The organism is Paenibacillus chitinolyticus (assembly GCF_045038035.1).
In the GTDB taxonomy this organism is placed as follows: domain Bacteria; phylum Bacillota; class Bacilli; order Paenibacillales; family NBRC-103111; genus Paenibacillus_F; species Paenibacillus_F chitinolyticus_A.
On sequence record NZ_CP173427.1, the window covers coordinates 5,819,087 to 5,845,144 of the forward strand.

23 protein-coding genes and 2 tRNA genes are annotated in these 26,058 nt (G+C 53.4%); 17 read left to right on the forward strand and 8 right to left on the reverse strand.

The annotated features are described in order from the left end of the window. Nucleotides 1-115: 115 nt before the first annotated feature. From alr to ACI48J_RS26310, 8 genes are all read left to right on the forward strand, one after another. The gene (gene alr, locus ACI48J_RS26275; protein ID WP_405080929.1) at nt 116-1,318 is read left to right on the forward strand and encodes an alanine racemase; all 1,203 of its coding nucleotides are present in this window, start codon (nt 116-118) and stop codon (nt 1,316-1,318) included. 597 nt (nt 1,319-1,915) lie between these two features. Then, complete coding sequence (gene tadA, locus ACI48J_RS26280) at nt 1,916-2,449, forward strand: tRNA adenosine(34) deaminase TadA (RefSeq protein WP_326050737.1); 534 nt, start codon at nt 1,916-1,918, stop codon at nt 2,447-2,449. A gap of 81 nt (nt 2,450-2,530) precedes the next feature. Next, nucleotides 2,531-2,604, forward strand: a tRNA-Arg gene (locus tag ACI48J_RS26285). Between the two features lie 725 nt (nt 2,605-3,329). Continuing rightward, entirely contained in the window at nt 3,330-4,214 is an 885-nt protein-coding gene (locus ACI48J_RS26290) for a deoxyribose-phosphate aldolase (RefSeq protein WP_326050739.1), read from the forward strand. Beyond that, entirely contained in the window at nt 4,211-4,972 is a 762-nt protein-coding gene (locus ACI48J_RS26295) for an amidohydrolase family protein (protein ID WP_405080931.1), read from the forward strand. The genes ACI48J_RS26290 and ACI48J_RS26295 overlap by 4 nt, the downstream gene beginning before the upstream one ends. Nucleotides 4,973-4,999: 27 nt before the next feature. Then, on the forward strand, nt 5,000-6,349 hold the full coding sequence (locus ACI48J_RS26300) for a phenylacetate--CoA ligase family protein (protein ID WP_405080932.1): 1,350 nt from the start codon (nt 5,000-5,002) through the stop codon (nt 6,347-6,349). An 18-nt stretch (nt 6,350-6,367) separates the two neighbouring features. Beyond that, nucleotides 6,368-7,657 carry a 3-dehydroquinate synthase II family protein gene (locus tag ACI48J_RS26305; protein WP_326050742.1) on the forward strand — a complete coding sequence of 430 codons (1,290 nt, stop codon included), beginning with the start codon at nt 6,368-6,370 and terminating at the stop codon, nt 7,655-7,657. A 67-nt stretch (nt 7,658-7,724) separates the two neighbouring features. Further along, nucleotides 7,725-8,954: a phenylacetate--CoA ligase family protein gene (locus ACI48J_RS26310; protein WP_405080933.1), complete on the forward strand. Its 1,230-nt coding sequence runs from the start codon at nt 7,725-7,727 to the stop codon at nt 8,952-8,954. A 104-nt stretch (nt 8,955-9,058) separates the two neighbouring features. Here the strand turns inward: ACI48J_RS26310 and ACI48J_RS26315 are convergent, their stop codons facing one another. From ACI48J_RS26315 to ACI48J_RS26330, 4 genes are all read right to left on the reverse strand, one after another. Then, nucleotides 9,059-11,095: an EAL domain-containing protein gene (locus tag ACI48J_RS26315; protein ID WP_405080935.1), complete on the reverse strand. Its 2,037-nt coding sequence runs from the start codon at nt 11,093-11,095 to the stop codon at nt 9,059-9,061. Between the two features lie 315 nt (nt 11,096-11,410). Continuing rightward, nucleotides 11,411-13,399 (reverse strand): FAD-dependent oxidoreductase, encoded by a 1,989-nt coding sequence (locus ACI48J_RS26320; RefSeq protein WP_405080938.1) that lies wholly within the window; start codon nt 13,397-13,399, stop codon nt 11,411-11,413. 235 nt (nt 13,400-13,634) lie between these two features. Then, the gene (locus ACI48J_RS26325) at nt 13,635-15,182 is read right to left on the reverse strand and encodes a CAP domain-containing protein (RefSeq protein WP_405080940.1); all 1,548 of its coding nucleotides are present in this window, start codon (nt 15,180-15,182) and stop codon (nt 13,635-13,637) included. A gap of 217 nt (nt 15,183-15,399) precedes the next feature. Then, nucleotides 15,400-15,476 (reverse strand) — tRNA-Pro (locus ACI48J_RS26330). Between the two features lie 186 nt (nt 15,477-15,662). On the opposite strand from ACI48J_RS26330, the gene ACI48J_RS26335 reads away from it, so the two are divergent. From ACI48J_RS26335 to ACI48J_RS26375, 9 genes are all read left to right on the forward strand, one after another. Then, nucleotides 15,663-16,532, forward strand: coding sequence for an ABC transporter ATP-binding protein (locus ACI48J_RS26335; RefSeq protein WP_405080942.1), 870 nt, complete (start codon nt 15,663-15,665; stop codon nt 16,530-16,532). Beyond that, nucleotides 16,525-18,735, forward strand: coding sequence for a hypothetical protein (locus ACI48J_RS26340; RefSeq protein WP_405080943.1), 2,211 nt, complete (start codon nt 16,525-16,527; stop codon nt 18,733-18,735). The genes ACI48J_RS26335 and ACI48J_RS26340 overlap by 8 nt, the downstream gene beginning before the upstream one ends. Next, complete coding sequence (locus ACI48J_RS26345; protein WP_405080945.1) at nt 18,732-19,448, forward strand: hypothetical protein; 717 nt, start codon at nt 18,732-18,734, stop codon at nt 19,446-19,448. The genes ACI48J_RS26340 and ACI48J_RS26345 overlap by 4 nt, the downstream gene beginning before the upstream one ends. 43 nt (nt 19,449-19,491) lie before the next feature. Then, nucleotides 19,492-20,109, forward strand: coding sequence for an RNA polymerase sigma factor (locus tag ACI48J_RS26350; protein WP_042233958.1), 618 nt, complete (start codon nt 19,492-19,494; stop codon nt 20,107-20,109). Then, on the forward strand, nt 20,102-20,938 hold the full coding sequence (locus tag ACI48J_RS26355) for a hypothetical protein (protein WP_405080947.1): 837 nt from the start codon (nt 20,102-20,104) through the stop codon (nt 20,936-20,938). Before ACI48J_RS26350 ends, ACI48J_RS26355 begins: the two co-directional genes overlap by 8 nt. Then, a complete protein-coding gene (locus tag ACI48J_RS26360; protein WP_405080948.1) occupies nt 20,935-21,777 on the forward strand; it encodes an ATP-binding cassette domain-containing protein in 843 nt (280 codons plus the stop codon). The genes ACI48J_RS26355 and ACI48J_RS26360 overlap by 4 nt, the downstream gene beginning before the upstream one ends. A 169-nt stretch (nt 21,778-21,946) precedes the next feature. Next, nucleotides 21,947-22,471: an RNA polymerase sigma factor gene (locus ACI48J_RS26365; RefSeq protein ID WP_009676999.1), complete on the forward strand. Its 525-nt coding sequence runs from the start codon at nt 21,947-21,949 to the stop codon at nt 22,469-22,471. Further along, nucleotides 22,468-23,016: a hypothetical protein gene (locus ACI48J_RS26370; RefSeq protein ID WP_326050757.1), complete on the forward strand. Its 549-nt coding sequence runs from the start codon at nt 22,468-22,470 to the stop codon at nt 23,014-23,016. Before ACI48J_RS26365 ends, ACI48J_RS26370 begins: the two co-directional genes overlap by 4 nt. Then, complete coding sequence (locus ACI48J_RS26375) at nt 23,006-24,145, forward strand: hypothetical protein (protein WP_405080949.1); 1,140 nt, start codon at nt 23,006-23,008, stop codon at nt 24,143-24,145. The genes ACI48J_RS26370 and ACI48J_RS26375 overlap by 11 nt, the downstream gene beginning before the upstream one ends. A gap of 93 nt (nt 24,146-24,238) precedes the next feature. Here the strand turns inward: ACI48J_RS26375 and ACI48J_RS26380 are convergent, their stop codons facing one another. From ACI48J_RS26380 to ACI48J_RS26395, 4 genes are all read right to left on the reverse strand, one after another. Continuing rightward, nucleotides 24,239-24,820, reverse strand: a complete 582-nt coding sequence (locus ACI48J_RS26380) for a thioredoxin family protein (protein ID WP_387544060.1) — start codon at nt 24,818-24,820, stop codon at nt 24,239-24,241. Nucleotides 24,821-25,202: 382 nt separating this feature from the next. Further along, nucleotides 25,203-25,352: a small acid-soluble spore protein P gene (locus ACI48J_RS26385; protein WP_405080951.1), complete on the reverse strand. Its 150-nt coding sequence runs from the start codon at nt 25,350-25,352 to the stop codon at nt 25,203-25,205. Between the two features lie 41 nt (nt 25,353-25,393). Beyond that, on the reverse strand, nt 25,394-25,540 hold the full coding sequence (locus ACI48J_RS26390; RefSeq protein WP_405080952.1) for a hypothetical protein: 147 nt from the start codon (nt 25,538-25,540) through the stop codon (nt 25,394-25,396). A gap of 32 nt (nt 25,541-25,572) precedes the next feature. Further along, complete coding sequence (locus ACI48J_RS26395; RefSeq protein WP_405080954.1) at nt 25,573-25,923, reverse strand: hypothetical protein; 351 nt, start codon at nt 25,921-25,923, stop codon at nt 25,573-25,575. Between the last annotated feature and the right edge of the window lie 135 nt (nt 25,924-26,058).

Here is a 26,058-nt window from a genome sequence, read left to right on the forward strand (position 1 = left end):
TTTAACGAAAATATACCGCGGTTTCCGCGGCTTTCATCCCCTCGAAGCTGCTTCGGGGGGATTTACCTCTTTTCGGGTTAGTTCTCGTCAAAATGTTTTTGGAGGCGAATTCTGCATGCATCCTGCCAGTTACCGCGATACTTGGGCGGAAATTTCGCTAGACGCGATCGAACACAATGCCCGTACGTTCAAAAAAAATCTGCAGAGCGGCTGCAAGCTGATGGCTGTCGTCAAAGCCGACGGATACGGCCACGGGGCATACGAAACCGCACGTGCCGCTCTTCGCGCGGGCGCGGAATACCTCGCCGTAGCTCTGCTGGACGAGGCGCTGGAGCTGCGTGCGGCGGGCATCACGGAGCCGGTGCTTGTACTGGGCTACACGCCGCCCCGTTCCGTCAAGAAAGCCGTCCGCTCCGGCGTGACGCTCACGGTGTTTACGACCGACGTACTGGAGGCGGTCGGAGCCGCCGCGGCGGTTTCGTCCCGGACGCCTGCACGCATCCATCTCAAAGTAGATACCGGCATGACCCGGATCGGCGTAAGAACAGCGGAGGAAGCCCTCAGCTTCGCCCGCCAAGCCATTCAGACGCCGGGAGTAGCGCTGGAAGGGATCTTTACGCACTTCGCAACCGCCGACAGTGCAGACGATACCTTTACCCGCGAGCAGTTCCGGCGGTTTATGAACATCGTCGATCACCTCTCCGACGACGGCATCGACATCCCGCTGCGCCACTGCTGCAACAGCGCCGCTACGATGCAGTATCCCGACATGCACCTGGACATGGTCCGTGTCGGGATCAGCTTGTACGGCCTGCTGCCCTCCGCAGCCTCCGAGCGGGACACTCACCCTCTGCAGCCGGCGATGCAGTTCAAGACCCGGCTCGTCCAGGTGAAGGACGTCGAGATCGGTACGCCGGTCAGCTACGGCAGCACCTTCATCGCCGAACGGCCTACCCGGATCGGCACTATCCCTGCCGGATATGCGGACGGCCTCTCCAGGTCCCTCTCCAACCGCGGAGATATGCTCCTGCACGGGAGCCGCGTCAGAATCGCCGGCAGAGTGTGCATGGATCAGACGATGCTGGATATCACGGACGTGGAGAATACCGAGGAAGGCGATCTGGTGACGATCTTCGGCAAATCCGGAGACGCGTTTCTTCATGTGGATGAAATCGCGGAACTAATGGACACCATCAATTACGAAGTCGTTTGCCTGATCGGAAAACGGGTCCCCAGAGTGTACCTCCATAAAGGGAAACCCGCAGCCTCGGTAAACAATCTGATCGGTGAAATACCTGCTCAGGATTTTCCGTCCTGATAGGTTTGAAAACAGGAGAGCCGGTTCCTCCTCGTTTTTCGGAGCCTGGTTATAAAACAGTACGAACCCGTTCCTTCTTTAAGGATCGGGTTTTTTTTTTTCGTGGTCAAGCCATGGTATATTCAATAAGTTAGTCACACAATATCCACAGATTTATCACTTGTTAACATCGTTATCCACAAGTTGTTAACAAATATTCACCGAAAAACGTTATCCACTTGTGGGTAACGTTTGATAATTCTCGGTTTTCCCGATTAGTAGAATTTCGTTCTTTTTCACGGTATTTCAATTTTCTGAATTTTACGACTAAACTGAATTTTCCTCAGTATTCATGCGGGTTTACGCTTCACGCTTTTCTTTTCTTTTATACCTATCCTTAAACAGGTTGAGTTAATTTATGCTTTTCTCCAATTAGCTTTGTTTGCTTGCGTCGCTCAATTTGGATAGACTAATGTACGATTCACAGGTACAATGAATAAAGTTGTCCACATTTTTATCCACAACATGTTAACAAAGGGAATGAACGTTCGGGGCATAACTTCATTTTCTTCCCTCATAACTGCTGTAACAGGCCGGACAAGGAGCAGAAACAACTTTATGGAAACCGTACAATTTGACCATGATCCTCATGATCCTATACAAGCCGAGCACGAAAAATGGATGCGGGAAGCCATGCTCGAAGCGGACAAAGCAAAAGCGCTGATGGAAGTTCCCATTGGGGCCGTGATCGTCCGCGGCGGCGAGATCATCGGGCGCGGCCACAACCTGCGCGAAACCTCGCTAGATCCTACCGCTCATGCGGAGATTATCGCGATACGCGAAGCCAGCGAGAAGCTGGGAGCCTGGCGGCTGCTGGACTGCAGGCTCTACGTCACGCTGGAGCCGTGTCCGATGTGCGCGGGCGCCATCGTCCAGTCACGCGTTCCCCAGGTGATTTACGGCACGCCGGATCCCAAAGCGGGCTGTGCCGGAACGCTGATGAACCTGCTGCAGGAAGAGCGCTTCAACCACTGCGTTGACGTGATCAGCGGGGTACTGCAGCCCGAGTGCGCTTCCCAGTTGACTGATTTCTTCCGGGATCTGCGCCGCCGGGCCAAGGAAACCAAGAAGGCGCTTCCAGCGGAGGAGTAACTTCTCTCCTCCAAGGTTTTGCCTCGGAGATTCTTCCTCCCTCAAACCATTCTGTGGTATACTAAATAACGGAATTTATTTGCGCCCGTAGCTCAGCAGGATAGAGCGACAGTTTCCTAAACTGCAGGTCGGAGGTTCGAATCCTCTCGGGCGCGTTCTATATTCGCTCGAAAACCCTTGATACATAAGGGTTTTTTCTTTTTTACAGCATAAATTAGACTCGGCATAGATTGCGCTTTTTTCTTGTAGGGTCAATTTGGGCGGCATTTCTCTTTTGTAGAGCCGATTTTCTTTTCTTCCTCCAAACGACAAATTATTTTTACAATTTATTACAAATTTTAACACAGATTAGAAATATATTCCCCTGCCGTTTCGCTCCCCTCCGCTTCTTATATAGCGAAATTGATCCTGGATTACCGTTTTCTCCCCTTCGTCCCCCTACTCCAATCAGGGTTTCCGAATTCATATATCATCCGCGTCATTTCTTTTCGCCATTTAAAAACAGCCAGGCCAAAATTAAATACTAAAACTTAATTTATAGATTTTTGAGCAATTTAACGAAATTTTAATTTACTTTTTTTGTCTAAAAAAGTAAAATCATAGTTGAAGAGATGGTTATGGATGTTTATGTATCTATTTACATTTCATCCATTTCGAATCTATTGGCCTACTTCCTCTTTTCACCCCTATCTTCCGGATTATTCGTACTGTGACGAAAGAACGATTTTTTGAGATCCTCACTTCAAGACCATCCATAACATCCAGCAACCATCTTTTAGCTTGCGCTTCTCAGCCTGTCCGGTATCACTTCCATTTTCGTGCAGTTCGGAAAATGGGGTTCTTTCTTATTTTGCATGTTCATCGGAAAGGAGATCTATGTATGAGTAAATTGCTGCGTCTTTCAAAGATTTTTCATCCGAAATCCGGCCGCGCTTTCATGCTTCCGGTTGATCACGGCACCACCTACGGACCTCTTAACGGAATCTCCTCCATGCCGGCTTTACTTCGTATGGCCAACCGCTTCCGACTGCAGGCTATCATTGCTCATAAGGGAGCCATCCGCCGGGCCCTCGAAAGCAGTGAATCGCCGTGGGGAACCGAATTTATTCTCCATCTCTCGGCTTCCACTCAAATGTCACCGGATATGTCCAATAAGCAAATCGTATCGACTGTCCGTCACGGCCTGCAAATCGGGGCTATCGGCCTTTCCGTACATATTAACCTGGGCGTCCCCCAGGAACATGCGATGCTGCGCGACCTCGGTCTTATCTGTGATGAGGCTTATGCTTGGGGCCTTCCGGTCCTGGCAATGATGAACGTTCCTGAGGAAGATCTTTCGGGGGGAGCGGCGGCTACCAATAAAATAGCTCACGCGGTTCGTATTGCCGGAGAATTGGGCGCGGATCTTGTCAAAGTTCAGACGCCGGTTACTCCGCAGAGAGCGGCTGAAGCCGTAGCCGCTTTTAACATCCCCGTGCTGATGGCCGGAGGAAGCTCGGTCGGCGACAAGCTGGCTTTTTTCCGTGGAGTCAGGGAAATGCTCGATGCCGGGGGCAAAGGTCTGTGCATAGGCCGGAATCTGTTCGAGGATTCTCGTCCCGATGATATGTGCCGTGCTCTCGGAGATCTTGTTCATAAGGACTGCAGCGCGGAGGAAGCTTACGAGACCTATTTAGCCGCCTCCTCCCGCATGCCGCTTATCACGAAGCAGACCGACCCCGGAATTGCCGCCGCACAATTTGACCCTTGGGAGGAATACGCATGATCATTGATGGGCACGCCCACATATCGAGACAGGATTACAGCAGCCCCGAACGGCTGCTGGACGATATGAAATCGGCGGGTATAGACAAAGCCGTCCTGGTGCCGGGCGGCATGCTGGACGTTAGGCGCATGACCCGGTACATCACCGGAGTGGAAAAGCCGATCCTGACGGATCCGCCCAACGATACCGTGCTGGATATTATCCGTGAATACCCGGACAAATTTTACGGAATCTGCTGCATTAATCCTAACGACGGGGCTCCGGCGGCTCTGGCTTCCCTGGAGAAGGCTTATCGAAACGGCTTCAAAGGCCTCAAGATGTCACCTCTTGTCCATCAGGTTTCTCTTATGGGAGACGTCGTTAAAGAGCTTGCCGCCCTGTGCGGGGACTATGGAATTCCCTTCTATACGCACCTAGTTATTCAAGCAACCGCAAACACGGCCGCACTGGGTTCCCTCGCCGAAGCTTTTCCCGGTACTAACTTCGTTGTCGGCCATATGGGATTCGGCCCGCTCGATATAGATGCCATAGAATTAGCGGCACGAAGGGAAAATGTTTACCTGGAAACGTCTACGGGCAACCCCTTGGCGATTCAGACCGCCGTTAAACTGGCGGGACCGGATAAACTTATGTTCGGTTCCGAGTTTCCCTTGTCGGACCCATTCGTAGAGAAGGTCAAAATCGACCGTCTCTCTATCTCCGATGCGGATAAGGAAACGATTTTGCATCATACGATTTCACGTTTGCTCGGACTATAACATTCGCCGTATAAGGAGGGAAAGCACGTGGCCGTAACAGCCAGAAGCCAAATGGAATTGATGTCCGGACAAAAAGCGGCGGACAGGTTCGAGCCGCACGTCCGGTGGCTTAACAGCCTGACCGAACGCGGAATGTCGGTAGAAAACCTGAGTCAGCCGGAAGTGGACGCTTATCACCGGAGAGCCTTACGCAGTTTACTTCAATTTGTGTATGAAACCAACGAGTTTTACAAACAGCGTATGGATATCACGGGTCTGACTCCCGAAGAAGCATCCAATCCGGCTTTATTTGCCCAGCTGCCTTTCCTGACAAAGGATGACTTGCGCAATGATCCGCGCTCCATCATTTGCTCGCCTGATCTGGCTCATATCCATACTTCGACCGGCACAACCGGAGGCAAGCCGATCTTTATCGGCCATACTTTGAATGATCTTTATCGGCTGGATACGGCCCCCCGCTACCCATCCCTTATGCAGAACACGCGAAATACCGTAGTCGGAAACGCCTTACCTTACGAAATGAGCTCGTCCGGGCTTTCATTTCACCGGGTGTTCCAATATATGCAGGACTGCTGCGTACTGCCTGTCGGCAAAGGGGGAGCTTATTCTCACCCCGATAAGGCTCTTGAATGCATGCTGGCCTGGGATATGCAAACCTTGATTATTGCTCCTTCCTACGCCGTGACCCTGGCTGAACATGCGCAGAAACTAGGAATCGACCTTCATCGTGATTTCAACTTGCAGCATTTGTTTTTGACCGGTGAAGGCGCTTCACCCGCTCTTCGCGAACGGATCGAACGGATCTGGAATACATCGGTGACAACCTGGTACGGGTCGCTTGAGGTAGGTCTGATCGGGATCGAATGCTTGGAGCACCAAGGTTACCATTTGGCAGAAGGCCATACCTATACCGAAATCGTTCATCCTGTTACGGGGGAGCCCCAATCTCCCGGCATCGTCGGCGAAGTCGTTCTCACTACCCTGATGCGCGACGGCATGCCCATAATCCGGTACAAAACCGGAGATCTCGGCTGCATTGAGGAAGGTCCCTGCCCTTGCGGCTGCCGTCTTCGCCGTTTGCAGCTGAGAGGACGTATGGGCGATCAGCTCGCCCTTAACAGCGGGAATTTTTCTCCCCTGTATCTGGAACAGCAGCTCCTGCAAATCGGCGGAACAGGAAACTGGTACCAATTTATCGTTGAAAACGGGGAGCTTTCCATACTCGTCGAAGCTTCCGATTCAAGCGTAGACCGGTCGGAGCTTTTAACGGAGATAAAACTGCGTATCGAAGCGAGCATCCGGCAATCTTGCGACGTTCAAGTCGTGGATTACGTGGAGCGAGACGCGGGAAAAGCCCGCCGGGTTATTCGACTATAACAAGAGGAGATCTGCGAAATGAGTAAAGCGCTGAAAGAAACGCCTGATATTAATCCGAAGGCACCTAATGATTCCACCGCCCAGCCAACCGAAAAACCGGCCGAAGCGAAAACAAGCGGTACAGCCGCTCCGGGTCCCAGCCTCAATCAGGCCAAAAATAAACCTATCGCGCCCGTGCGCGGCAAATACGCGTGGTTCGATATCAGTTCTTTACCCGCACCGGAGCAATGGGGCGCTATCGTACAAGCTCTGCCTCATCAGAAATTCACCGGCGTCATAGCCAACGAGCAGCAGGTGAAGCAGCTTCCCCCGAATTTGGATAAAATCACCTATGTCGAAGGCACCCCTTCTCCCGATAAGCTGGCGGCTTTAAATGAAGCCTACGACATCGTTATTTTGGAATCGGCAGTGATCGGCGGCAGCTGGTTCAGACGCAACCGTGAAGCCATTACCTGTAAAATCGGCACGAGCGTGAATGTAACGGACCCTGATTCTTTGCAGCTCGCGGTAGCCATGACCCACGAGGTGTCCTTGCTAATTGTCGAATTCCGCGACGATACAAAAATTCCGCTTGAAATCGTTCTGGCGGACGCCCAAAATTTCGGTACCGAAGTGGTCATGAAAGTACGCGACGATGTCGAAGCGAAAGTCGTCTTCGGCGTACTCGAATGCGGGGCGGATGGTGTCCTGATCGAGTCCGGCGATCTCGGCCAAGTATATGCGGTCGGCGAAGTAATTACTTCAACGGGCCAAAAAGGCGGTCAGCCGCTTCAGAAGCTGACCATTACACGGACGGAGCATGTCGGCATGGGCGATCGCGCCTGTATCGACCTGACGAGCTATCTCGGCCTCGACGAAGGCGTGCTGCTCGGTTCCTTTTCCTGCGGGGGCATTCTTGCCTGCAGCGAGACACACCCGCTTCCGTATATGCCGACGAGACCTTTCCGCATCAATGCGGGCAGCCTGCACACCTATGTGCTGGCACCGGATAACCGGACCTGGTACTTGTCCGACCTGCGATCGGGAATGGAAGTCCTCGTCGTCAGCACATCCGGCAAAGCGAGACGTGTTTCGGTCGGCCGCGTGAAAATCGAGCGGCGCCCTCTGCTTTATATCGAAGCCCGGGCGGAAGACGGAACGACTCTTAATGTCATTATGCAAGAGGACTGGCACGTACGCGTATTCGGCACGGAAGGCCAGCCGATCAACATTACGACATTAAAGCCGGGCGACCAGGTGCTGGGCTATACGATGGACCCCGGCAGACATGTCGGCGTGAAAGTCGACGAGCTGATTATCGAACAGTAAGCGATCGTCTCTACAACCAGATCCTTTTGGATCTGCAAGCCCATACCCATTTAAGGGGGAACATCCTGTGTCCGTGAAATTTACCGCCCTTATGGAGCGATTGGAACAATCACCTTTCTATAGAAAACACCTTTCGGCAGAGGAACGGGAAATAAGAGATATTTCCCGCATCGGTGAGCTGCCGCTTACGACCAAAGACCACCTCCGTGAAGCGGGCCCCTGGAATCTGCTGGCGGTGCCGCCGGAGGAAGTCTGCCAGTACTTCGAAACGTTCGGAACGACCGGCCTGCCCGCTTCGGCCTGGTACACAGTCCGGGACCTGGAGGCGGGAGGCCGTCAGATCGGCGATTCCGGCCTGCGCCTTAGACCCGGGGACCGGCTGCTTAACCGGTTCCCTTACGCCCTGTCCCTGCCGGCTCACCTGGTTCAACAGGCCGCGCGGCAGGCGGGCGCATGCGTCCTTCCGGCCAGCAGCCGGAATACGATGACGCCCTATCCGCGCATCATTGAACTGCTGCGCAAGTTGAATGTAACGGTGATGACGGGCCTTCCCCGCGAGATGGAAATACTGGCGGAAACCGCACGGCTGCACGGTCTCGGCTGCCGGGAGGATTTCCCCCACCTCCGGGCCATCGGCGTCGCGGGAGAACTTCTGGCCGAGTCGCGCCGCAAGAAGATTGAAGAACTTTGGGGCGTGCCGGTTTACAACTTGTACGGCTCTACGGAGACGGCCAACATAGCCGCGATGTGCGAGCACGGCATTCTTCATGTGGCCGAAGACGATTTCTTCGTGGAAGTGCTGCACGAAGACCTGTCAGCGGCGGTTGAGCCCGGCGGGGGCAAAGGTCTTGCCGTGATTACAACGCTGACTCACGAGGGATCCCCCCTTCTCCGTTATTTGAACGGAGACGTGATCTCCCTCGAAGAAGTCAACTGTCCGTGCGGGAGAAGCGGGCGCAGGCTGACCCATTACGGACGGCAGCTGGACAGGCTGGAGGTGGCCGGCCGGATACTGGAACCGGCGGACATTCACGACGCCGTGTATTCGCTGCCGGATCTGCCGGATGCCTGGAAAGTAACACCTGCGCAGGACGGGCTTCACTTTACGTTCGAATGGCAGGGCAAAGACGCCGGAGTGCTCACGCGTTTTGCGTCCATTCTCGCCGAACAGCTTCAGCTTCCGGTTGTTGTGGAACCAGGCGAGCCGGGGGCCCTGTTCGACCGCCGCCTGCTTGTTGAGCGCCAGGTCAGCACCAAGCCGCTTTACATCGTAAAGCCGGCAGAGGTTATGCTTTAAACCGTCGTAACGTTCGGCGTCTACTCCCGATAGAATCGAATACAGCAAAATCCCCCGCGCCTTACTTGGCCGGGGGATTTTATTGATCTGTCGGCGAAAAGCCATCAGACTTGAACGAATGGCTGTTTCCTGCTTAAAAGCTCTCCAGCCTTCTCACTGGATAACGGAGGGCTGATGAAAAAGCCTTGTCCGATCGTGCATTGATGCTCCTGGAGGAAATGAATCTGCCTCTCATGTTCGATGCCTTCCCCGATAAGCTGGAATTTTAAATGCCGGCCCATATCGATGATGGTTCGGACAATAGCTTCCGTGTTGGCATTGAACGTGATTTCTTCTATGAAGGTGCGGTCGATTTTAATATGGTCGATAGGCAGTTTATCCAATAAGAAGAGGGAGGAATAGCCCGTTCCGAAATCATCGATCGAAAGCTTGACTCCAATCTTCTTCAATGCGGTCAAAATCACGAGAGACTGATCCAGATTCTGCATGATGCTTTCGGTAATCTCAAGCTCGAGATGACCCGGGTTCATGTCGAATTCTTCGAGGACACTTTGGATGGTTGAGACGAGCTGTTTATCCTGGAATTGTCTTACGGAGATATTGACAGCCAGACGGATTTCCGGCAGCCCCGCTTCCCTCCACTGCTTGTACTGGTGACAGGCTGTGTGAAGCACCCATTTGCCGATAGGCACGATAAGCCCCGTTTCCTCGGCGATCGGAATGAACTCCCCTGGCGTGACAACCCCGAGTTCCGGGTCCATCCAGCGAATCAGGGCCTCCATCCCTACGATCTCTCCGCTGGCCAGATTAATTTGCGGCTGGTAGTGAAGGGTAAACAGCTGCTTCTCCAGGGCTCTGCGCAGTCCGTTCTCCAGCTTAAGCTTCCGGGCGAGCCGGTTGTTGTGCACCCGGTAAAACTGGTAATTGTTTTTCCCGTTTTCTTTGGACAGATACATGGCCATGTCCGCATGTTTGATCAGTACATCACGGTCCATGCCGTCCTGCGGGTAAATACTGATGCCGATGCTTGTCGTCGTATAGACCTCGTGTCCGTGCAGCTGAAACGGCTGCTTGAACTGATCCAGCACCGTCTGGGCCTGGACACGGACGCCGTCTTCCGTCACCCCTTCAAGCAAAATGACAAATTCGTCCCCGCTGTGCCTGAATACGGTATCGGACGGACCGAGACACGCCTGCAGCCGTTCGGCAACCTGTCTCAGCAGAAGATCGCCGTATATATGACCGACGGTATCGTTAATATTTTTAAACCGGTCCAGATCCAGAAAAAGCACCGCCAATTGCGATCCCGTCTGCCCTGCCCTCTCGATCGCCATATACAGACACTCGTTGAGGTAGCTGCGGTTAGGCAGCCCCGTTAAGGTGTCATGGTAAGCCATATGATTAATCTTTTCTTCGGCCTTCTTGCGTTCCGTAATGTCCTTGCCGATACTCATGCACGCGGGCTTGCCCCCATAATTAGTTGCAACGAGTACCAGTTCGCAGCTCCTTACCTGACCGTCCAGACGGACATACCTTTGCTCCATGCGGGCGGAAGCCCCTTTTTCCAAAACTTCGTTCACATGCTCCAGGGCATTCTTACGTGATTCCGGATGGAGAAACCTCAGGGCCGACCTCCCTAAAAGTTTGTTCACGTCTTCCGCACCCAGTGATTGGACGGCAGCCGGATTGGCATAGACGAGCTTGCCCTTCTGCTGGACCACAATCGGCTCCGGACATATTTCGATCAAGCTCCGGTAACGGTTCTCGCTTTCTTTAAGCCGGTCGCGTTCTATGATCATTTGCCTGAAGAAATAGCTTAATGCGGCATAAACGACCGTGTTAAACACGACACCGACCAGATTGGCCCGGAGATAGTCGAACTGGACCGTACTTGAATAGGTGAGCAGAAAAAGCAGAAAGCCCGCTCCGACAATCGTCGGCACCCACAAACCGGGAAGCAGGAAAGCATACAGCAGCAGAAGAGTGTACATGATGGAAGGAAGTTTGAAATAGTCGATGTTGTGAAGCAGAGTAAACAAGGTAATATAGGCTATCGAAGCGAGGATATGTTGCAGCACAACTGATTTTCTCAGGAATACGGCGGATAGAATGGTCGTCAGGAATACAAACACTTTAATCATGTGGTCCTGTCCGACCGAGAACAAGTTGTTCACGATAGTGAGTACAAGAAGCGTTAATAAATAAGCCTTGCCATTTCGGATAATGTGCCGATATACGGGACTAGACCTCAGCTGCCTCATTCAAGTGCTCACTTTCTTATGGAATTATAACGTTTATAGATTTACCATTTATTATCATTATAGCAGATATCTACTAGCCTAAAGGGATACATTTCTCTTGTTTTAGTATAAATTTATTTTTGTAAAAGAAATAAAACCGGCCGCACATGACGACCGGTTCCGAATAAGACTCATTTCGTTTTCGCTGCACTTCTATTACCGGTAAACGACCCCGGCTTGGGCTTTAAGCACATCGCGCAGCAGCATATAAGCTTCTCCGTTGGTCAGCTTCGACTTGTTCTCGATCGCTTCGAAAGTCGCCGGTTCGACCAGCTTCTGTTCCAGCACATAAGCGGCCGATTCGCTCCGTCTTACTTTAGCTCCCACCGCCTGGGATATGGTCCAGGCCGCCTGATCCCACGTCAATGCAATGTCTCCGGGTTTGGTCAATCCCTTGACCGCCGCATCCGCGCTGCCGCTTACGGCTTTGGGGTAGGTCCGGCCAAGCACCGTCTTCATCGTGTTAAAATGGTTGGCAAACCGCCGCGGGTTGGACGGTTCGTCCAGCTGAAACTCGTTCTTCTCGCCTCCCGCAGCGATACCGAGACTTACGGCAGCTTTCAAGCCTTCGTAAGCTTTATGTTTCGTATACGCCGGCGCGGCGAATTTGTAAGGCTCCAGGCGCACGCCCTGCTTCACCAGGGTTTCCTGCAGCTCGGTAACCAGCGGCTTCGACAAGGACAGTTCCCGGAAGCTGACCTTGTTTTTGGCCGCCACCGCGGCCGCGGCACCCGCCGCTTGGCCCGACGCCATTCCGATTGGGACGGTCCGTGCAGATCCGTGGGGCAGCGAATCAAAGCTCGCCGAACGTCCGACCACCAGCAGCCCGTTTATTTTCTGCGGGACCAAGGCCCGGAACGGGACAGCGTACTGGCTCGGCTTCAGAACGATATCCCCGCGATACTTGGCGTCCGTACTCTGGATATCGAGGTTGTAGGAGCCGTAGGCTATCTTGTCCCACTGATCGCGGTTATCGAGCGCGTCTACCATAGTAAGCCGGTATTCACCGATCATATGGCGCGTTTCCCGGACATACAGCTCGGGAGCCGAGCCGTCCAGTTCGAGCGGCGCAAGCTCCGGGAATTCTTTCTTCATATAATCGAGCACATGCGGGAGCTCGGCACGGCCGATTTCCATTCCTTCCTTCACAGAAGCGGGGTCTAACGGATTAACCCCGAAGATCTGCAGCGCATTGATCAGTATCGAGCCGTCGTTCTGGCGGCCGATGTTCAAGCCGCGCATGCGAACCCGTTCGGGGTTCGTCGATTTGTAATCCCACATGGCCGAGTATCCCCAGCCGCTCATGGCATCGGCGCCCATGCCTCTGAGCAGATGCGGATCGTTCTCGCCGTTCTTTTTCATCTGCTGCCAGGTTTCTTCGGTCATTCCTTTTAAACGGAATACAAGCGTAACGGCCATGAGCGATTTGTCATCCCCGAGATCCTGACGTCCGATTGTAAAAGGCACGCCGGCGGCCGCAGCCACGTCTCCGTCCTGTGTGGCGTCAATGACGGCCCGGGCGCTCACTTTGTGTTCTTTGCCGTCCGCCGTCGTGATATTCAATCCCGTTACGGTCTGCGATCCGTTCACCATCGGCGTAAAGCTCTTGGCATGCATCAGCAGGTCGATTTTCTTCTCCTTCCGCACCAATTCGTAGAACGCGTTGGCTGCGGTTGACACGTCAAACGAAGTGCCTTCAATCTCCTTGCGCCATTCCAGGAAAATTCCCTCGTTCAGAAACTTGCCGGGGTCGGATTTCCCTTCTTCGTTGGGCGCGAAGCTGTTGTCCAGGCTGTTAAGCCAGCCCTCGGTGAATAAGCCGCCCAGCACATCCCGGCCGCGGTTCTCCACGAGAAGCGTCTTCTGGCCGTTGCGGGCCGCGGATACGGCCGCAGCAATGCCTTCCGGGTCCGTACCCGCGACAATCACGTCGTATTCGCTTTCCGGCGCTTTAATCGAGGCCACTTTCTTAACGGATTGGGAGTGACCGGGTTTAGCCATATCCGTCCCTTTCCAGGCCGACCAGGCCCACCAGCTTAAACTGATCAGCAGCAGAAAAGAAAAAGCGCTTATTAATCCCATTCCCTTACGGGGATAAGTGCGTGATTGACTCTCTTTTTTTCTCGAATCCGTCGTTTGCGTCATCTTCAACCTCATCCTTCTGCGAAATAGGTTCCCTTCTGTCCCCTGGTGAATAAGCCGTCGATAAATCTCTTATTTAGACGAAGCTTGGCGGGGATAGGTTTCATCTTGACTGTCCGCAAGCGAACCCACGGGGAGAGAGCCCGCCCGTTCCTTTCCTTAACCGGAAAAAAAGGGTTCCTTCTCAGGAACCCGTCGCTCCACGGGTCTTCCCGCAGGAGATGAGATGCACATTACGTTATCTCGGTGTATAAAAGTTTTGTGTGTAATATACGTTCATGGTGCCGCCGAAGTAAACTCCGACGCCCAAGCGGGTTGTATCGCCCATTATGTTTTTGCGGTGTCCGGAGGAATTCATCCAGCCGTTCACCACTTCAATCGGTCCCGAGTAACCGGCCGCGATGTTCTCCGCCGCACTCCAGAACTTCAGTCCGTCCTTCTCCATCCGGTCGAAGGGAGAAAGTCCCTGCTTGTTTGTATGATCGAAATATCCGTTCAAGGCCATATCCTCGCTGTGCTTGCGGGCCGTCGAGGCAATGGGCTCGTCCCATTCGAACGGCGCCTTGCCGTGACGGACGCGAATGGCATTCGTCAGATCGAACGTCTGCTTCTCGTAGGCGATCCGCTGATCCGCACTGCGCGAAGCTAAGGTGCCTGAGCTGCTGTTTGCGGCGGACATGGACGTATCCTGGACGAGCATGCCAATCAGTTTCCCGTTGTCGTTCGTGTCAAAATAAAAGCTGACATTCAGCCCGCCCGTCTCGAACGAAACCTCGTTTTTGGCCGTACCGCCGACAGCTTTGGCGCCCGTCATTTTCATCCGGACCGCCGCCTCGTTCATAAGCGTCGTTACTCCGTTCGCTTCCGACCAATTTCCTGTGACCGTATACAGCGCGGCAACTTGGCCGTTCTTGATTCCCGCCTGCAGATAATGCTTGTAGTCCGAGGTGTTGTAAATGTACCAGGTCAGCCCGCCGCCTCCCATATCTTTGCGGGCGGGTTGGCCCAGCCGCTTGGTCAGGTCCGCTTCCGTATCGCCTACGGCCGCGCCCTCAATCACAAAATGCCGGGCTTCCGGGCTTTCCGTCTTAGGGCTGCCGTTACTATCCGACTTGTCCAGCACGGCGACCGTTCCACCGGACGCGGCCCCGCCGGCGCTGCCGGAATTATTCGGGCTTTCCGAATAAGCGACAGCGACGAGATCGCTCTGTACGCCGAGCAGATTTTGCAGGAACTTCAGCGCTTCCGCGCGGGTTAAAGCGTCATCGGGGCGGAACCCGTTCTCGCTCCCGTCCGTTTTGCCTTGAGACAAGCCTTGATCCAGCAAACGCTGCACCGCTTCCTTCGTCGAAAGCAGATTGCCCTGCGTAGCCGCAATCAGTCTGGCCGCATCTCCCCGTAAATAAGGGGAGGTTGTATTTTTAAGCAACGGCCAGGAATAAATAGCCGCTTTGGTATAATAGGGATCGAACCATTGGGAGCCTGCCGCCGTTCCGGACCCCACTTTGTTATAGGCGCGCAGCAGCAAGGCCAGAAACTCCGGTTCGGTAACGGCCTTATCCGGCCGGAACGTGCCGTCCGCATAACCGTCCGTCATCTTGTGCTCATACGCCCAGCGGATCGTTTCTTCAGCCCAGTGGCCCTTGGTGTCCTTAAACGCAGGTTTATAGGAAGGGGACGTCTGGGACGCCGCAGCGGCCTTATAGCCATTCCCGCCCAGTCCTGAAGCCAGCAGAGCTGCCGTTAAAAAACCGCCGATCAACATTTTGCCTGTTCTAGTTCTCATACCCTCACTCCTTGATCGGAATTATGATGCCGCTCTTCTATTCTAGCGAATGATGGGGACGGGGTAAATTGATAATTTGATAGATTTTGGCGATTGAAGAAGTTTTTTCTTCGTCAGGCGGGTCGGAACGCTCTTTCCCGGCATACTAAAAAGACCGCCTGACGGCGGTCTGTTATGTACATCCATTGGAGAATAAGCCTGTTCACACGGAAAATGATGGTCGAGACGACAGGATTTGAACCTGCGACCTCTTGCTCCCGAAGCAAGCGCTCTACCAAGCTGAGCCACGTCTCGATTACTCGGAAATAGATCAATTCGATACTAAATATTATAGCACAGCGGCAAAAGAGTTCAATACTTCTCTTCCGCAAAATGATCCGTAAAAAGCTGGCAATCACCCGGCCGTCCAAACTATTTTACATCTTCTATCGTTGAAAGAGTACATACGCGTAAAGTAAACCTTCACAAAGGAAGATCCTCATGATTGAGATCCGCAATTTATCTAAACAATATAAAAGTCACCCGGCTCTCACCGGATTGAACCTGGAGATCGGACCAGAGATGTTCGGCCTGCTAGGGCCGAACGGCGCCGGCAAAACAACGCTCATGCGCATTTTGTCCACTCTGCTTGAGCCTACGGAAGGCACCGTTCGCGTGGAAGGCTTGAACCTGCTTTCGGATGCGGAGCATATCCGCAAAATAACGGGCTACCTCCCCCAGTATTTTCATCTCTACCCGCAGCTCACAGCCTACGAATTTCTGGACTACGTGGCCGTCATGAAGGGCATCAAAAGCGCCCGTGAGCGCAAATCTCAGATCGGTGAGATTCTGCATCAGGTCAATCTGACCGACAAGGCGCGCGCCAAGATCAAAACCTTCTCCGGCGGCATGAAACAGCGTCTGGGGATTGCGCAGGCTCTCCTCGGGGACCCCCGGGTGCTCATCGTGGATGAGCCCACGGCGGGGCTGGATCCCGAGGAGAGAGTCCGCTTCCGCAATCTCCTGAACCGCTCCAGCCTGAGCCGGACGGTGCTGCTGTCCACGCACATCGTCGCGGACATCGAGAGCAGCTGCAGCCGGTTAGCGGTGCTGCACCGCGGACGCGTCGCCTTCGCGGGAAGTCTCGCCGGCCTGCAGGAGTGCGCCGAGGGTCTGGTCTGGGAAGCGGAGCTCAGCGAGCGGGAATTTGCGGCTTATGAGCCGCATGAGGTCGTAACCGCCCGCCGGACCGACCACGGCATGCTCTGCCGCATCGTGTCGGCGACCCCGCCCGCGGGGAATGCCGCAGCCGTGAAGCCCACGTTGGAGGACGGCTACCTCGCGCTGATCGGAGGTGACCGGCGTGCATAGATGGCTGCGCGCTTTTTCGCTGGAACTGCGGCTGCTGCGCAGCAATCCCGTTCTTCTGGTCCTCCCGGTTCTGTTCGGAGCCTGGATGGTATACTCTCTCGCAGGAATCGCTCCTCCCGTATCGCAGGACCTTTATTTGTACGTGTATGACTTTCATAAAGTGAAGCACACGCTTACTTTGGGTGCGGCCATGCTGCTGGGCATCCTGCTTATCCGCAGGGATACCGCCAAAACGGCCTACGAATGGACGGCGGGCCTTCCCGTCTCTCCTGCGGTCCTTTTCAGCGTTAAATATGCGGCCGGGCTCTTGTATCTTTCCTTGTTTACGGCGGCCATGGCAGTCGTGTATGTGTACTTTGCGCTTCACTACGGCATCGGCAAGCCTATCATGCTTCGGGAGCTTTCCTTTTTTGCGATCCAGTACGAATGGTCCTATATGGTTACTCTGGCCCTGGCTATGCTTCTGGCCATCGCCATCCGCAACCGGATCGTGTATCTGATCGGCTTTTGCGCGTGGGTTTTCGGCACGTTTTTTATCGATCAATTCATTATCGAACGTCTCGGCATTCTGGAGCTGCGGGTACTGAAGCCCTTCCACCTCAGCGGGATGACGCTCGATTCCTTCTACGCCAATGAAGCATGGGGACCGTGGATAAAAGAACAGGAAACTTGGCTCGCCAGATGGTTTGTACTCAGTTTTACCCTGGTCCTGCTTACCGTTTGCGTTACGATTCTGAAATGGGCCCGTCCGAGCGGGACACGAGCCAGATGGGCGGGCGCCCTGATTCTTTTTACCGTCTTGTCTGCGGGCTCTTATTACACCTATGTGGGATTCTGGACGCCGCATTTTGCGGCATACCGGGAACAACTCCGGAATGCACCGACAGAATCGGTCTATAATCAGCGCACGATTACTCAGTTTACCGTCTTTTCTTACAAAATGGAGCTGGCCCCTACTTCTTCGGATGGACTCAAGGCCTCTGTAGAAGTGTCGCTCCGGCCTGCGGATTTGCCTCAGGGCGACGTTTCGTTTACCCTGCATGATTATTTTCACGTGGAACAATTGCTGCTCGATAATCAGCCTGTATCGTTTACGCGCCGCGGCAATTTGATTTCCGTCGAGAGTCGTCATTTTGACTCCTCCAAAAGCAGCCAGACGCTTACCTTCAACTATGAAAGCAAAGGAATCAACTGGACATACGGACCGCAGCAGGGTGAGCAGATTATTTCTTTCGTCATGGACCCTTATCTTTACCTGCCCAATTCGGCAGCATGGTATCCTTTACCTAACAACGGACCGCTCTACCTTACCGATGAGCGCAAAAAAGAGCTGTTTTACGGCGGACCGCAGCCCCTGGCTCAGCCGGCCGATTTCGATGTCACTTTTAAAGGGTTTTCCAACTACATCTACGGTTCTATTACGGAAAAACAAGGTGCCGCTGGCAACCAGCATTTTGAGCAGAAGGGTGTAAAGCATCTGACCTTCATAGCGGGAAACCTTATCCAGTTCAATGACGCCAAGGGCAGCATCAAACTGCAAACAACTCCGGGCAACCGGTTGGAAGCCGACCTTTTCTGGAAAGATATCTTGAGGATGAAAGCTTATTATGAAGCTCTTCTGCAGACAAATCTAAGCGCCGTGCATAACATCGTGTACCTGTCTTACGGGAATCTGATTTCTCCGGACAGCCGTCAATCGGCGGTTGCGGGAAGCAGCTACTATATCAACGAATCCAGAAATCACAACCTGGACGATTATCAGCGTATTCGGACCACCTATGCTCTCCTGTTCGGAGATGACTCCTACCAGAGCAGTTACGCCGAGGTTTCCAAAGATGCGAACGGTAACACGGACGAGACCGTCAAGCCTTCCATTTTTATGGAAATCCGTGCCGCGTTTTTATATTTGTATTACCGGGACGGACTTCAGCTTACGGAGGAGCAAATCAGGAGCGTTCAATTCTCGGACCAGTTTCTTCCGAAGGATCGAATGACCGGCGACCGGGGTCTCGGCCAACAGATCAAGAACCATATTCTTCTTCAAGTCCGTGAAGCGTTGGATGCGGGAAAAACGGAGGAAGTGAAAAGAGTGCTGGCCTCTTTTTATAAAAAAGGTCTTAGCGCTCCCGACGCCCCTTTCCGCTATCCGGTAGTCACCCTCGATGATTGGAACCGGGAATGGGCAAAGGTGTTCGGATCGTGAGCCTATGGCTGCAGGACCTCAGAGGATTTAAAAGCGTGTGGAGCCTGCCCCCGCTTCTTTATGTACTTATGCTCGGGGGAGCTATGTGGAGCTCGGATCCGGAACAGCCGGGTAATGCATTGTTTTACGGGGAACTTGCCTTCTACCCGCTCGTTGTCATGCTTTGTGCCGCGCTCTTTCACCGGGAGCTCGGAGGGCCTATGGAAATTTACGCGACCTTTCCCCAATCCCTGACAGGGATGGCCGCCCGTAAAGGACTTATCCTGCTTGCCGTCTGCACGGGCTATCAGGCTGCCTGGTTTACGGCCTACCAAGCGAAATTCGGTGCCGTAACAGCGCTGGTGTATTCTTACGGTCCTGCCGGTCCGTCTTCTATGCGTACCTTACACAGCTTTACGCCACTTCTGCTGCAAATGCTGCCGGCTCTGCTGTTTATCGCCGTTCTTACCATTACAGTTATGCTTGCGGTCAAGAAGCTCTACGCCGGAATTTTTGCAGGGCTGGCCCTGTGGATGCTCGATATTCTTTCACACGGGAGCTGGCTTCCTTACTTCACCCTTTATACGGTCCATATTCAGGAGCAGTCTAAGAAGATCCCGGATCTTTTTCTTCCGAACCGCCTTGTTCTGCTGTCTGCAGCAGTCGTTTTAACCGCAATCTTAAACTATACGGTTCATGACCGCAGCCGTTGGATAGTCTCCGAAGAAGAATAATACAGCCGGCTTCATAAACGTGACCGGAGAAAGGAGAAGACAGATGCTTACGGATGAAGAGCTGGTCCAAGCCATGGCCCGCGGCGATCAGGCCGCTTTTGAGGCCTTCGTGCACCGCTACCACGCGCCGCTTCAGCATTATCTCGAGCGGACCCTGCACGATCCCCGCAAGGCGGAGGATCTGGTCCAGGAAGTATTTGTGCGTCTGCTCAAGCAGCTGCAGCAACAGAAAATCCCCGATCACATCCGACCCTGGATGTACCGGGTAGCCTTAAATCTATGCCGGGATTACTGGAAGAGCCTAGCTTACAGAAACGAGCAGCAATTGACGGCCGAACCGCCCGAGGCTCAGGATATCCAGCCTTCGGTTGTTGAAATTTACGAGAGGCAGGAGGCACGCAAAGAAATTATCGGAGCCCTCCGCTCTCTCCCTGAAGTTCAGAAGGAAATTGTCATTCTTCGTTTCTTTCATGATCTGAAGCTTCAAGAAATTACGGAAGTTCTGCAAATCCCGCTCAGCACGACGAAGACCCACCTTTACAGCGGCCTTCGTAAACTCAAAGCTCTCCTCGGCCCCAAAGCCGGGAGCTTAACCGATACCGGCGGCGGACGGAAAGAAAATCGCGGCAAACCGACCAAGGAGGGGACCCCTTATGTATGAACCTGACGATAAAGAGCTGGACCAACTGGAGAAAGATACGGCTGTCCTGCTGAACGGATACCTGGTTAAAACGCCTGATCGCATAGATACTGCAAACCTGCTAGGCAGGCTTCAAAGCCACTTCGATGCCATACGCGAGAACAGTCCGGGTACAACCCGGTCTGAACATTCGGCGGACCTGCGGCCGTCCCTGTGGAAGCTTTGCCGCCACCAGCTTTTTATGTACAACAAGTGGTTCTGGCTGCTTAGCCTGCTGCTCTTTGCCATGCTGCTGCTGCTGAACTCGCCTTACACCATAGCCGGCTCCTTGCCAGGCCGCTCGTCTTATTCGCTGGCTTTCCCGCTGCTGCTCGTTTGCGGCTTTCTGTACCAGTACCGCAGCTGGAATGAAGGGATGCGCATGATCGAAAGCGTCACGCCTTATCCCCCGGCGCTTCTCATGTTCAGCCGCTTAATCGTTCTGCTCGTTACGAATGCGGTGCTCGGCCTCGTCGGCTCTCTCTACACGTTTGCAACCATGAGCTATTCACGATCCTGGATGACGCTTCCTTTTCTTTTCGACTGGATTGCTCCGCTTCTGCTCGTCACGGGGTTAACCGCTTATTTTATGATGAAGCGCGGCATGCTCTCCGCCATAATGGCCGCTCTGACAGGCTGGGGTGTAGAACTGTTCATGGAGGAGTGGCTTCGCCGGGAACTAACCGGACCGGTCTGGAACTGGGCACTGATTCTTCAGGCGGTGCTTATCGCCGCGGGTATTCTTTTTCTACTGTCGGCCTATCGGAAAAGCCTGCGGCTGACAAGCGTGCAAGGATGGCGGTCGGCATGATCCGGCTTAATCAGCTCGTCCGTCTCTACGAGGGCCATATCCGGCTGCATGTAGATCAACTGACGCTGGCTCCCGGCCTGATTCTGCTCGTCGGAAAGAACGGAGCAGGCAAGTCCACTCTGCTCCGCCTGCTGGCTACCGCTGATTTCCCCGACGGAGGGGAAATCAGCTATCTGGAAGGAACGGTCAAAGAGCAGCTTCCTCAGATCCGAAGCCGGATCGGGTATGTGCCGACCGATGTGGAGCTGCACGAGGATATGACGCCCATCCGGCTGATGAACTACATGTGTCTCCTCAAAGGGGCCGATCCTTCGCAAGGGGAAGAGCTGCTGCGCGAACTGCATCTGGAGGATGTCAAACGGAAGCGGATCGGATCGCTTTCCCAGGGAATGAAGCAGCGGCTGGCAATCGGGCAGGCTCTGCTCGGCTCTCCCCGTTATCTGCTGCTGGATGAGCCTCTCAACTACCTGGATTCCATCGAGCGCAAAACGATTATCCGTCTCTTGTACCGGCATGCCCGCGGCAGTATCGTGCTTATCGCGGCTCATGAGCTGAACGAGTGGCAGGAAGCCGATCAGCTCCTATGGCTGAATGCCGGCAAGCCGGAATTTTACGGAACGCCGGGAGCATGGAGGCAAGTTCCTCTCGGTGTTTGGCAGGGGATTCTTCCCTATGCTGACGCCTGCCCTTTCGACGAGGCTTGCGTAATGATCCGCAAGCTGGTTGGAGACCATATCGAGTGGCGGGTGTTCAGCCGAGAATGCCCCGCACCGGGGTTTGTCCAAGTCCCGCTGACAAGCGAGGACGCTTACTTTATTCGCTCCCGGCGCTTATTGTAAATTTTTATAAAATTCCGCCCTTGGTTCGACCGGATGGCGGTTTTTTTGTACCCGGAAAAATATTTTTGCCGGAAGTGCAGAACTCGAATCAAATCGTTTCGTCTATAGTGATGGAGAGGGGAGGGAGAAAGACATTTTAACGCAGCAAGAGGAACTGCTTGTCCAAGGCATGCTTGCCGGAGATGAGGAAGCCTTTCGTGAGGTTGTCCGGACTTACCGGAATTACGTGTTTCAAATTGTGTTTTCGGTCGTCCGGCATCCCAAAGATGCGGAAGACGTCATGCAGGAAGTCTTTCTCAAGATGTATACCTCCCTCCCCCAGACCGAGGTAAAAGGCTTGAAAGCTTGGATCTCCCGCGTGGCCGTCAACAAAGCGATCGATTACAAACGCAAAGCCTACCGCCAGCGGGAAACAGCGACCGACGGTATGGAAGAAGCAATGCCCCCTCCCTCCCTGAGTGGGTCCGATACCGAAGATCCGCTGTTAAGCAAAGAGCTTCAGGCGCTTGTTATGCGCAAATTGGAGGAGCTTCCCGAAAACTATAGAGATGTCATTATAGCCTTCTATTACGAGGATAAATCGTACCAGCAAATTGCCGACGAACAGGAAGTCACCGTGCAGACCATCAAATCCAAACTATACCGGGCAAAACAGTGGATTAAGCAGCACTGGAAGGAGGAAGAGTTCGAATGAGTCATAGAAGCCGGGATGAATGGAAGCTTTACATTGCCGGAGAAATTACGGATGATCGTCAGAGAGGCCTTTGGGAGGATCACTTGTATGAATGTGATCTTTGCCTGGAGTTATATACGGAATGCCTGGAATTCTTGTCACCGACTCTTCCCCTTCCGGATGAGGCCGATACTGAACGCATGATCGATCACATTCTAGCTCGAAGCGGCAGCCTGCCGGTTGTACAGGAAGCCGCTCCGGTGGCTGCACAGAAACAGGAAGACCCCGAAGAAAGCCTTGACCGGGCGGAAGCGAAAAAACACCGGAAAGCCCGCTCCCCGAGACGGACGGCCCTGACCCATTACGCTATAGCAGCCGCGGCGACGTTCCTGCTTATGACTACCGGCGTGTTCGGACGCATGACGGACCAGTTCTCCCTGGTCCACACCGAACAGAAAAAACCGCTCGCTACGCCGGTGTCCGATAAGCTTATGGAACAGACCTTCGCTTTCTTCGATTCTCTGCATGCCCAGAAACCAAAAGGAGGACATCCCCTTGAACCCTAGATCCAACACAGTCGCGCTGCTGCTCTCGTTTATACCGGGACTCGGGCATTTGTACTTAAAACGCATTTTCAGGGCCTTCCTGTACGGAGCCGGTTTCTTCGGTCCGGTCGCCTTGGCCTTTCTCATTGTGGTATCGGGAAGTCACAGAGATAAGGAGTTCGCTCTGCTCCTTCTGTTTATTGCCGCCGCTTGTTGGGTCGTTAACATGGCCGACATGTTTATTACACTCGGCAGCAGGCCTTCGTATCCGCCTCCCGGTTACCATGAATATGGAGCCCCCGGACACGATCTCGGCCATGGTCATGGTCCCGGCTCTGGCGCCGTTCCGGAATTCAATCCGGCCCTCTACGAATGGCAGCGCAAGGAGGAACGCCGGAAGATTATCCTGGCTTCCTTTATTCCAGGCCTGGGCCATTACATGCTGGGCATGATGTACCGCGGGCTGTCCGCCATGACGTTCTTTATCGGAGGAGCCATCTTGATCTTCTTCGCGGCATCGCTCACCCATACCGGAGAATTCCTCTTCTTTCTGCTCGCGCTGCCCGTGCTTTGGATCTACATTCTTTTTGATGCCATCCAACAGCTCGAAAAGAAACAGGCCGGTATGGAGCTGACGGACCGGACGTTCTTCGACGACTTCAGCGAAAGCCGTCAGGAAGGCAGACGCAGCAAGACGATCGCCACTGTTCTGGCCGTATTCCCCGGTGCCGCTCACTTGTATCTCGGGCTTCAAATGAGAGGGCTTCAGATCATGGCAGGCTTCCTGTTTTCCATCTATATTATGGATGTCCTCCGCCTCTCGCTCTTTTTGTTCCTGATTCCGATCTTCTGGTTTTACAGCTTTTTCGATGCCCTGCAGCTGATTTCCCGGCAAGAATTCGGATATGTCGAAGACAAACCGATTTTTAGAGGAATCAAACGCCATCAGCGCAAGATCGGCTTTCTCATCATTCTGGTCGGCCTGTACTATCTGACGAATGAAGTGCTGCTCGACGTATTGCGGAGATATTATCCGGATTGGCACTGGCCGTATTCGATCTCCTCGTACTTCCAAACGTTTATCGTTGCCTTGGTTCTGATCGGAGGCGGATTAACCCTGCTCTTCAATTCCCCGAACCGGAAATCTTAAAAATTCCAACGCCAAGCTCCGCAGAGCATATTGCCCTGCGGATTTTCTTTAATTTGGACAGGAAAAGCGCACCTATCCCCTTCGGTTAGCCATTCAAACCAAGTCGCAGGCTTCCTCCGGCATCCAGTGCTTGTCACGGCCCTCCCATTTGACATTGCAGCCAATCGGGTTAGTGATAGGGGTAGGAACAGGTTTACCTGCCGAGATCGCTTCCAGGGCCTCCTGGAGGTTGTTTACGGTCATGTTAGCGGTTTCCCTCGGGTTATCGACTCCGCGCCCTGTGTAGACCAGCTTACGCCTGTCGTTAAACACAAAGAAATGAGGTGTACGGAGAGCGCCGTAAGCAAGGGCAACTTCCTGACCCTTGTCGTGAAGATATACCCAGGGGAATTTCTTCTCCTCCATGCGTTCTACCATGTTCTCAAAAGAATCCTCCGGGTTAGTCTGGGAGCTGTTGCTGTTAATCGCAACGAAAGCGACGCCTTGTTCGGTAAATTGCTCCGCCGTGCGCCGCGTGATCTCCTCTGAACCCAGGACATACGGACAGTGATTGCACGTAAAGAAAACAACCAATGCCTTGGCATGCCGGAAACTGTCTAATGTGTAAATATTGCCGTCCGTACCCTGTAAACGAAAATCCCTAGCCCCGTCTCCAATTCCTAACGTAAATCCCATGATTCATCCCTCCTTGACTATAAACTATACCTTATCAGTACCTCTTATGACGAAGTTAGAATCGGTTGTTACCAAATTGTAAGAAATTTCATGCATATTAAAATGAAAAAGGAACCCCTAAGGGTTCCTTTCCGTCGGTGATTACTTGGATGATCTTCTACATCTTGCTGTTCACAAACCTTCACAGTGAAACGGCTTTTAGAACACGTCCCGGTGTCTTTGGCACATCTCCTCCAGTTTGGCTTTACAAGCTCGAATGACCTTCAGATGATTGTTCTGCTGACTTTTCCAACGGAACCACACCTCTCTGCGTTCACCGACAATCCTAGTATGTCCCGCTTCTAAATTGCTATGCGCTTCGGGCGAAGTTTTTCGTTTATCGTTAACTTCCTTCTCCCTGATTTTGACGGGAATGATTCCGTTTCTTCACTTTCTTCGATCCCGACAGAGGCTCATTGGCAGGAGTGTTGTATCTCTCCCGTTCCTCCTGCGTCACGTTGTCCCCCACGGGTTGCGCCTTCGGCTTGGACATCTTTTTCACCCCAGACAGTCCGATTTCGGAATTTTTTGCTTCTATTCTTCGTGATTCAAAGCATCCTGATGACGGCGGTCATTGGTCTGCTGCTGAATTTGCTGGGCATCATGACTGTTTACAGCCAATTTATTCAAATCCTTGGCCACATTTTGCAGATTCTTATCCCGCGTTCTTTGTCGGGTCATATCAGTCCACCCCCCATTTCGGCTACAAGCAGTTACGCATGCGTGAGCTCTTGCAACACTTGAGCACACTCGTGAATATGCCGGACATAATCCTTAACCAGGCCCTGAATAATTTCGCTGGTTTCATCCACGTGCACGTCATCACGCTCCACATCCACCAGTTCGACCTTCACTTCCCGCGAGTCCACGTAAGTACATTTAAAATCGAACGTGTAATGCGTCCTGCCCGCGTTCGTGATATGAATCCGGATTGCCTGCGGGTCAGCCTCATCGGGCCATACGCGCGCATGATCGGACTCGGGAAGCGTATTGGGCAGTTCCTCCATCCAAGCTTTGGCGAGCCGATCTCTTTCCACAGACGGCTTTTCCGTCTTGATCATCATCCTACACCACCCCCTACCGTTAACATGCGTCAAGGCGTGGTCCGCTTATTCTTTTCCCGTTGCGACAAAAGCTGGATGAATTCCGGCCCTGAGCACCGCGCGCTTGTAGCTTCGCGCGGTGTTGCAACCTTCCTT

What these genes read in the sequence shown, in the direction of transcription:
- alr (WP_405080929.1), top strand. Translation starts at nt 116, where the DNA reads ATGCATCCTGCCAGTTACCGCGATACTTGGGCGGAAATTTCGCTAGAC.
- tadA (WP_326050737.1), top strand. Translation starts at nt 1,916, where the DNA reads ATGGAAACCGTACAATTTGACCATGATCCTCATGATCCTATACAAGCC.
- ACI48J_RS26290 (WP_326050739.1), top strand. Translation starts at nt 3,330, where the DNA reads ATGAGTAAATTGCTGCGTCTTTCAAAGATTTTTCATCCGAAATCCGGC.
- ACI48J_RS26295 (WP_405080931.1), top strand. Translation starts at nt 4,211, where the DNA reads ATGATCATTGATGGGCACGCCCACATATCGAGACAGGATTACAGCAGC.
- ACI48J_RS26305 (WP_326050742.1), top strand. Translation starts at nt 6,368, where the DNA reads ATGAGTAAAGCGCTGAAAGAAACGCCTGATATTAATCCGAAGGCACCT.
- ACI48J_RS26315 (WP_405080935.1), bottom strand. Translation starts at nt 11,095, where the DNA reads ATGATTAAAGTGTTTGTATTCCTGACGACCATTCTATCCGCCGTATTC.
- ACI48J_RS26320 (WP_405080938.1), bottom strand. Translation starts at nt 13,399, where the DNA reads ATGACGCAAACGACGGATTCGAGAAAAAAAGAGAGTCAATCACGCACT.
- ACI48J_RS26325 (WP_405080940.1), bottom strand. Translation starts at nt 15,182, where the DNA reads ATGAGAACTAGAACAGGCAAAATGTTGATCGGCGGTTTTTTAACGGCA.
- ACI48J_RS26335 (WP_405080942.1), top strand. Translation starts at nt 15,663, where the DNA reads ATGATTGAGATCCGCAATTTATCTAAACAATATAAAAGTCACCCGGCT.
- ACI48J_RS26350 (WP_042233958.1), top strand. Translation starts at nt 19,492, where the DNA reads ATGCTTACGGATGAAGAGCTGGTCCAAGCCATGGCCCGCGGCGATCAG.
- ACI48J_RS26355 (WP_405080947.1), top strand. Translation starts at nt 20,102, where the DNA reads ATGTATGAACCTGACGATAAAGAGCTGGACCAACTGGAGAAAGATACG.
- ACI48J_RS26360 (WP_405080948.1), top strand. Translation starts at nt 20,935, where the DNA reads ATGATCCGGCTTAATCAGCTCGTCCGTCTCTACGAGGGCCATATCCGG.
- ACI48J_RS26365 (WP_009676999.1), top strand. Translation starts at nt 21,947, where the DNA reads ATGCTTGCCGGAGATGAGGAAGCCTTTCGTGAGGTTGTCCGGACTTAC.
- ACI48J_RS26370 (WP_326050757.1), top strand. Translation starts at nt 22,468, where the DNA reads ATGAGTCATAGAAGCCGGGATGAATGGAAGCTTTACATTGCCGGAGAA.
- ACI48J_RS26380 (WP_387544060.1), bottom strand. Translation starts at nt 24,820, where the DNA reads ATGGGATTTACGTTAGGAATTGGAGACGGGGCTAGGGATTTTCGTTTA.
- ACI48J_RS26385 (WP_405080951.1), bottom strand. Translation starts at nt 25,352, where the DNA reads ATGTCCAAGCCGAAGGCGCAACCCGTGGGGGACAACGTGACGCAGGAG.
- ACI48J_RS26390 (WP_405080952.1), bottom strand. Translation starts at nt 25,540, where the DNA reads ATGACCCGACAAAGAACGCGGGATAAGAATCTGCAAAATGTGGCCAAG.
- ACI48J_RS26395 (WP_405080954.1), bottom strand. Translation starts at nt 25,923, where the DNA reads ATGATGATCAAGACGGAAAAGCCGTCTGTGGAAAGAGATCGGCTCGCC.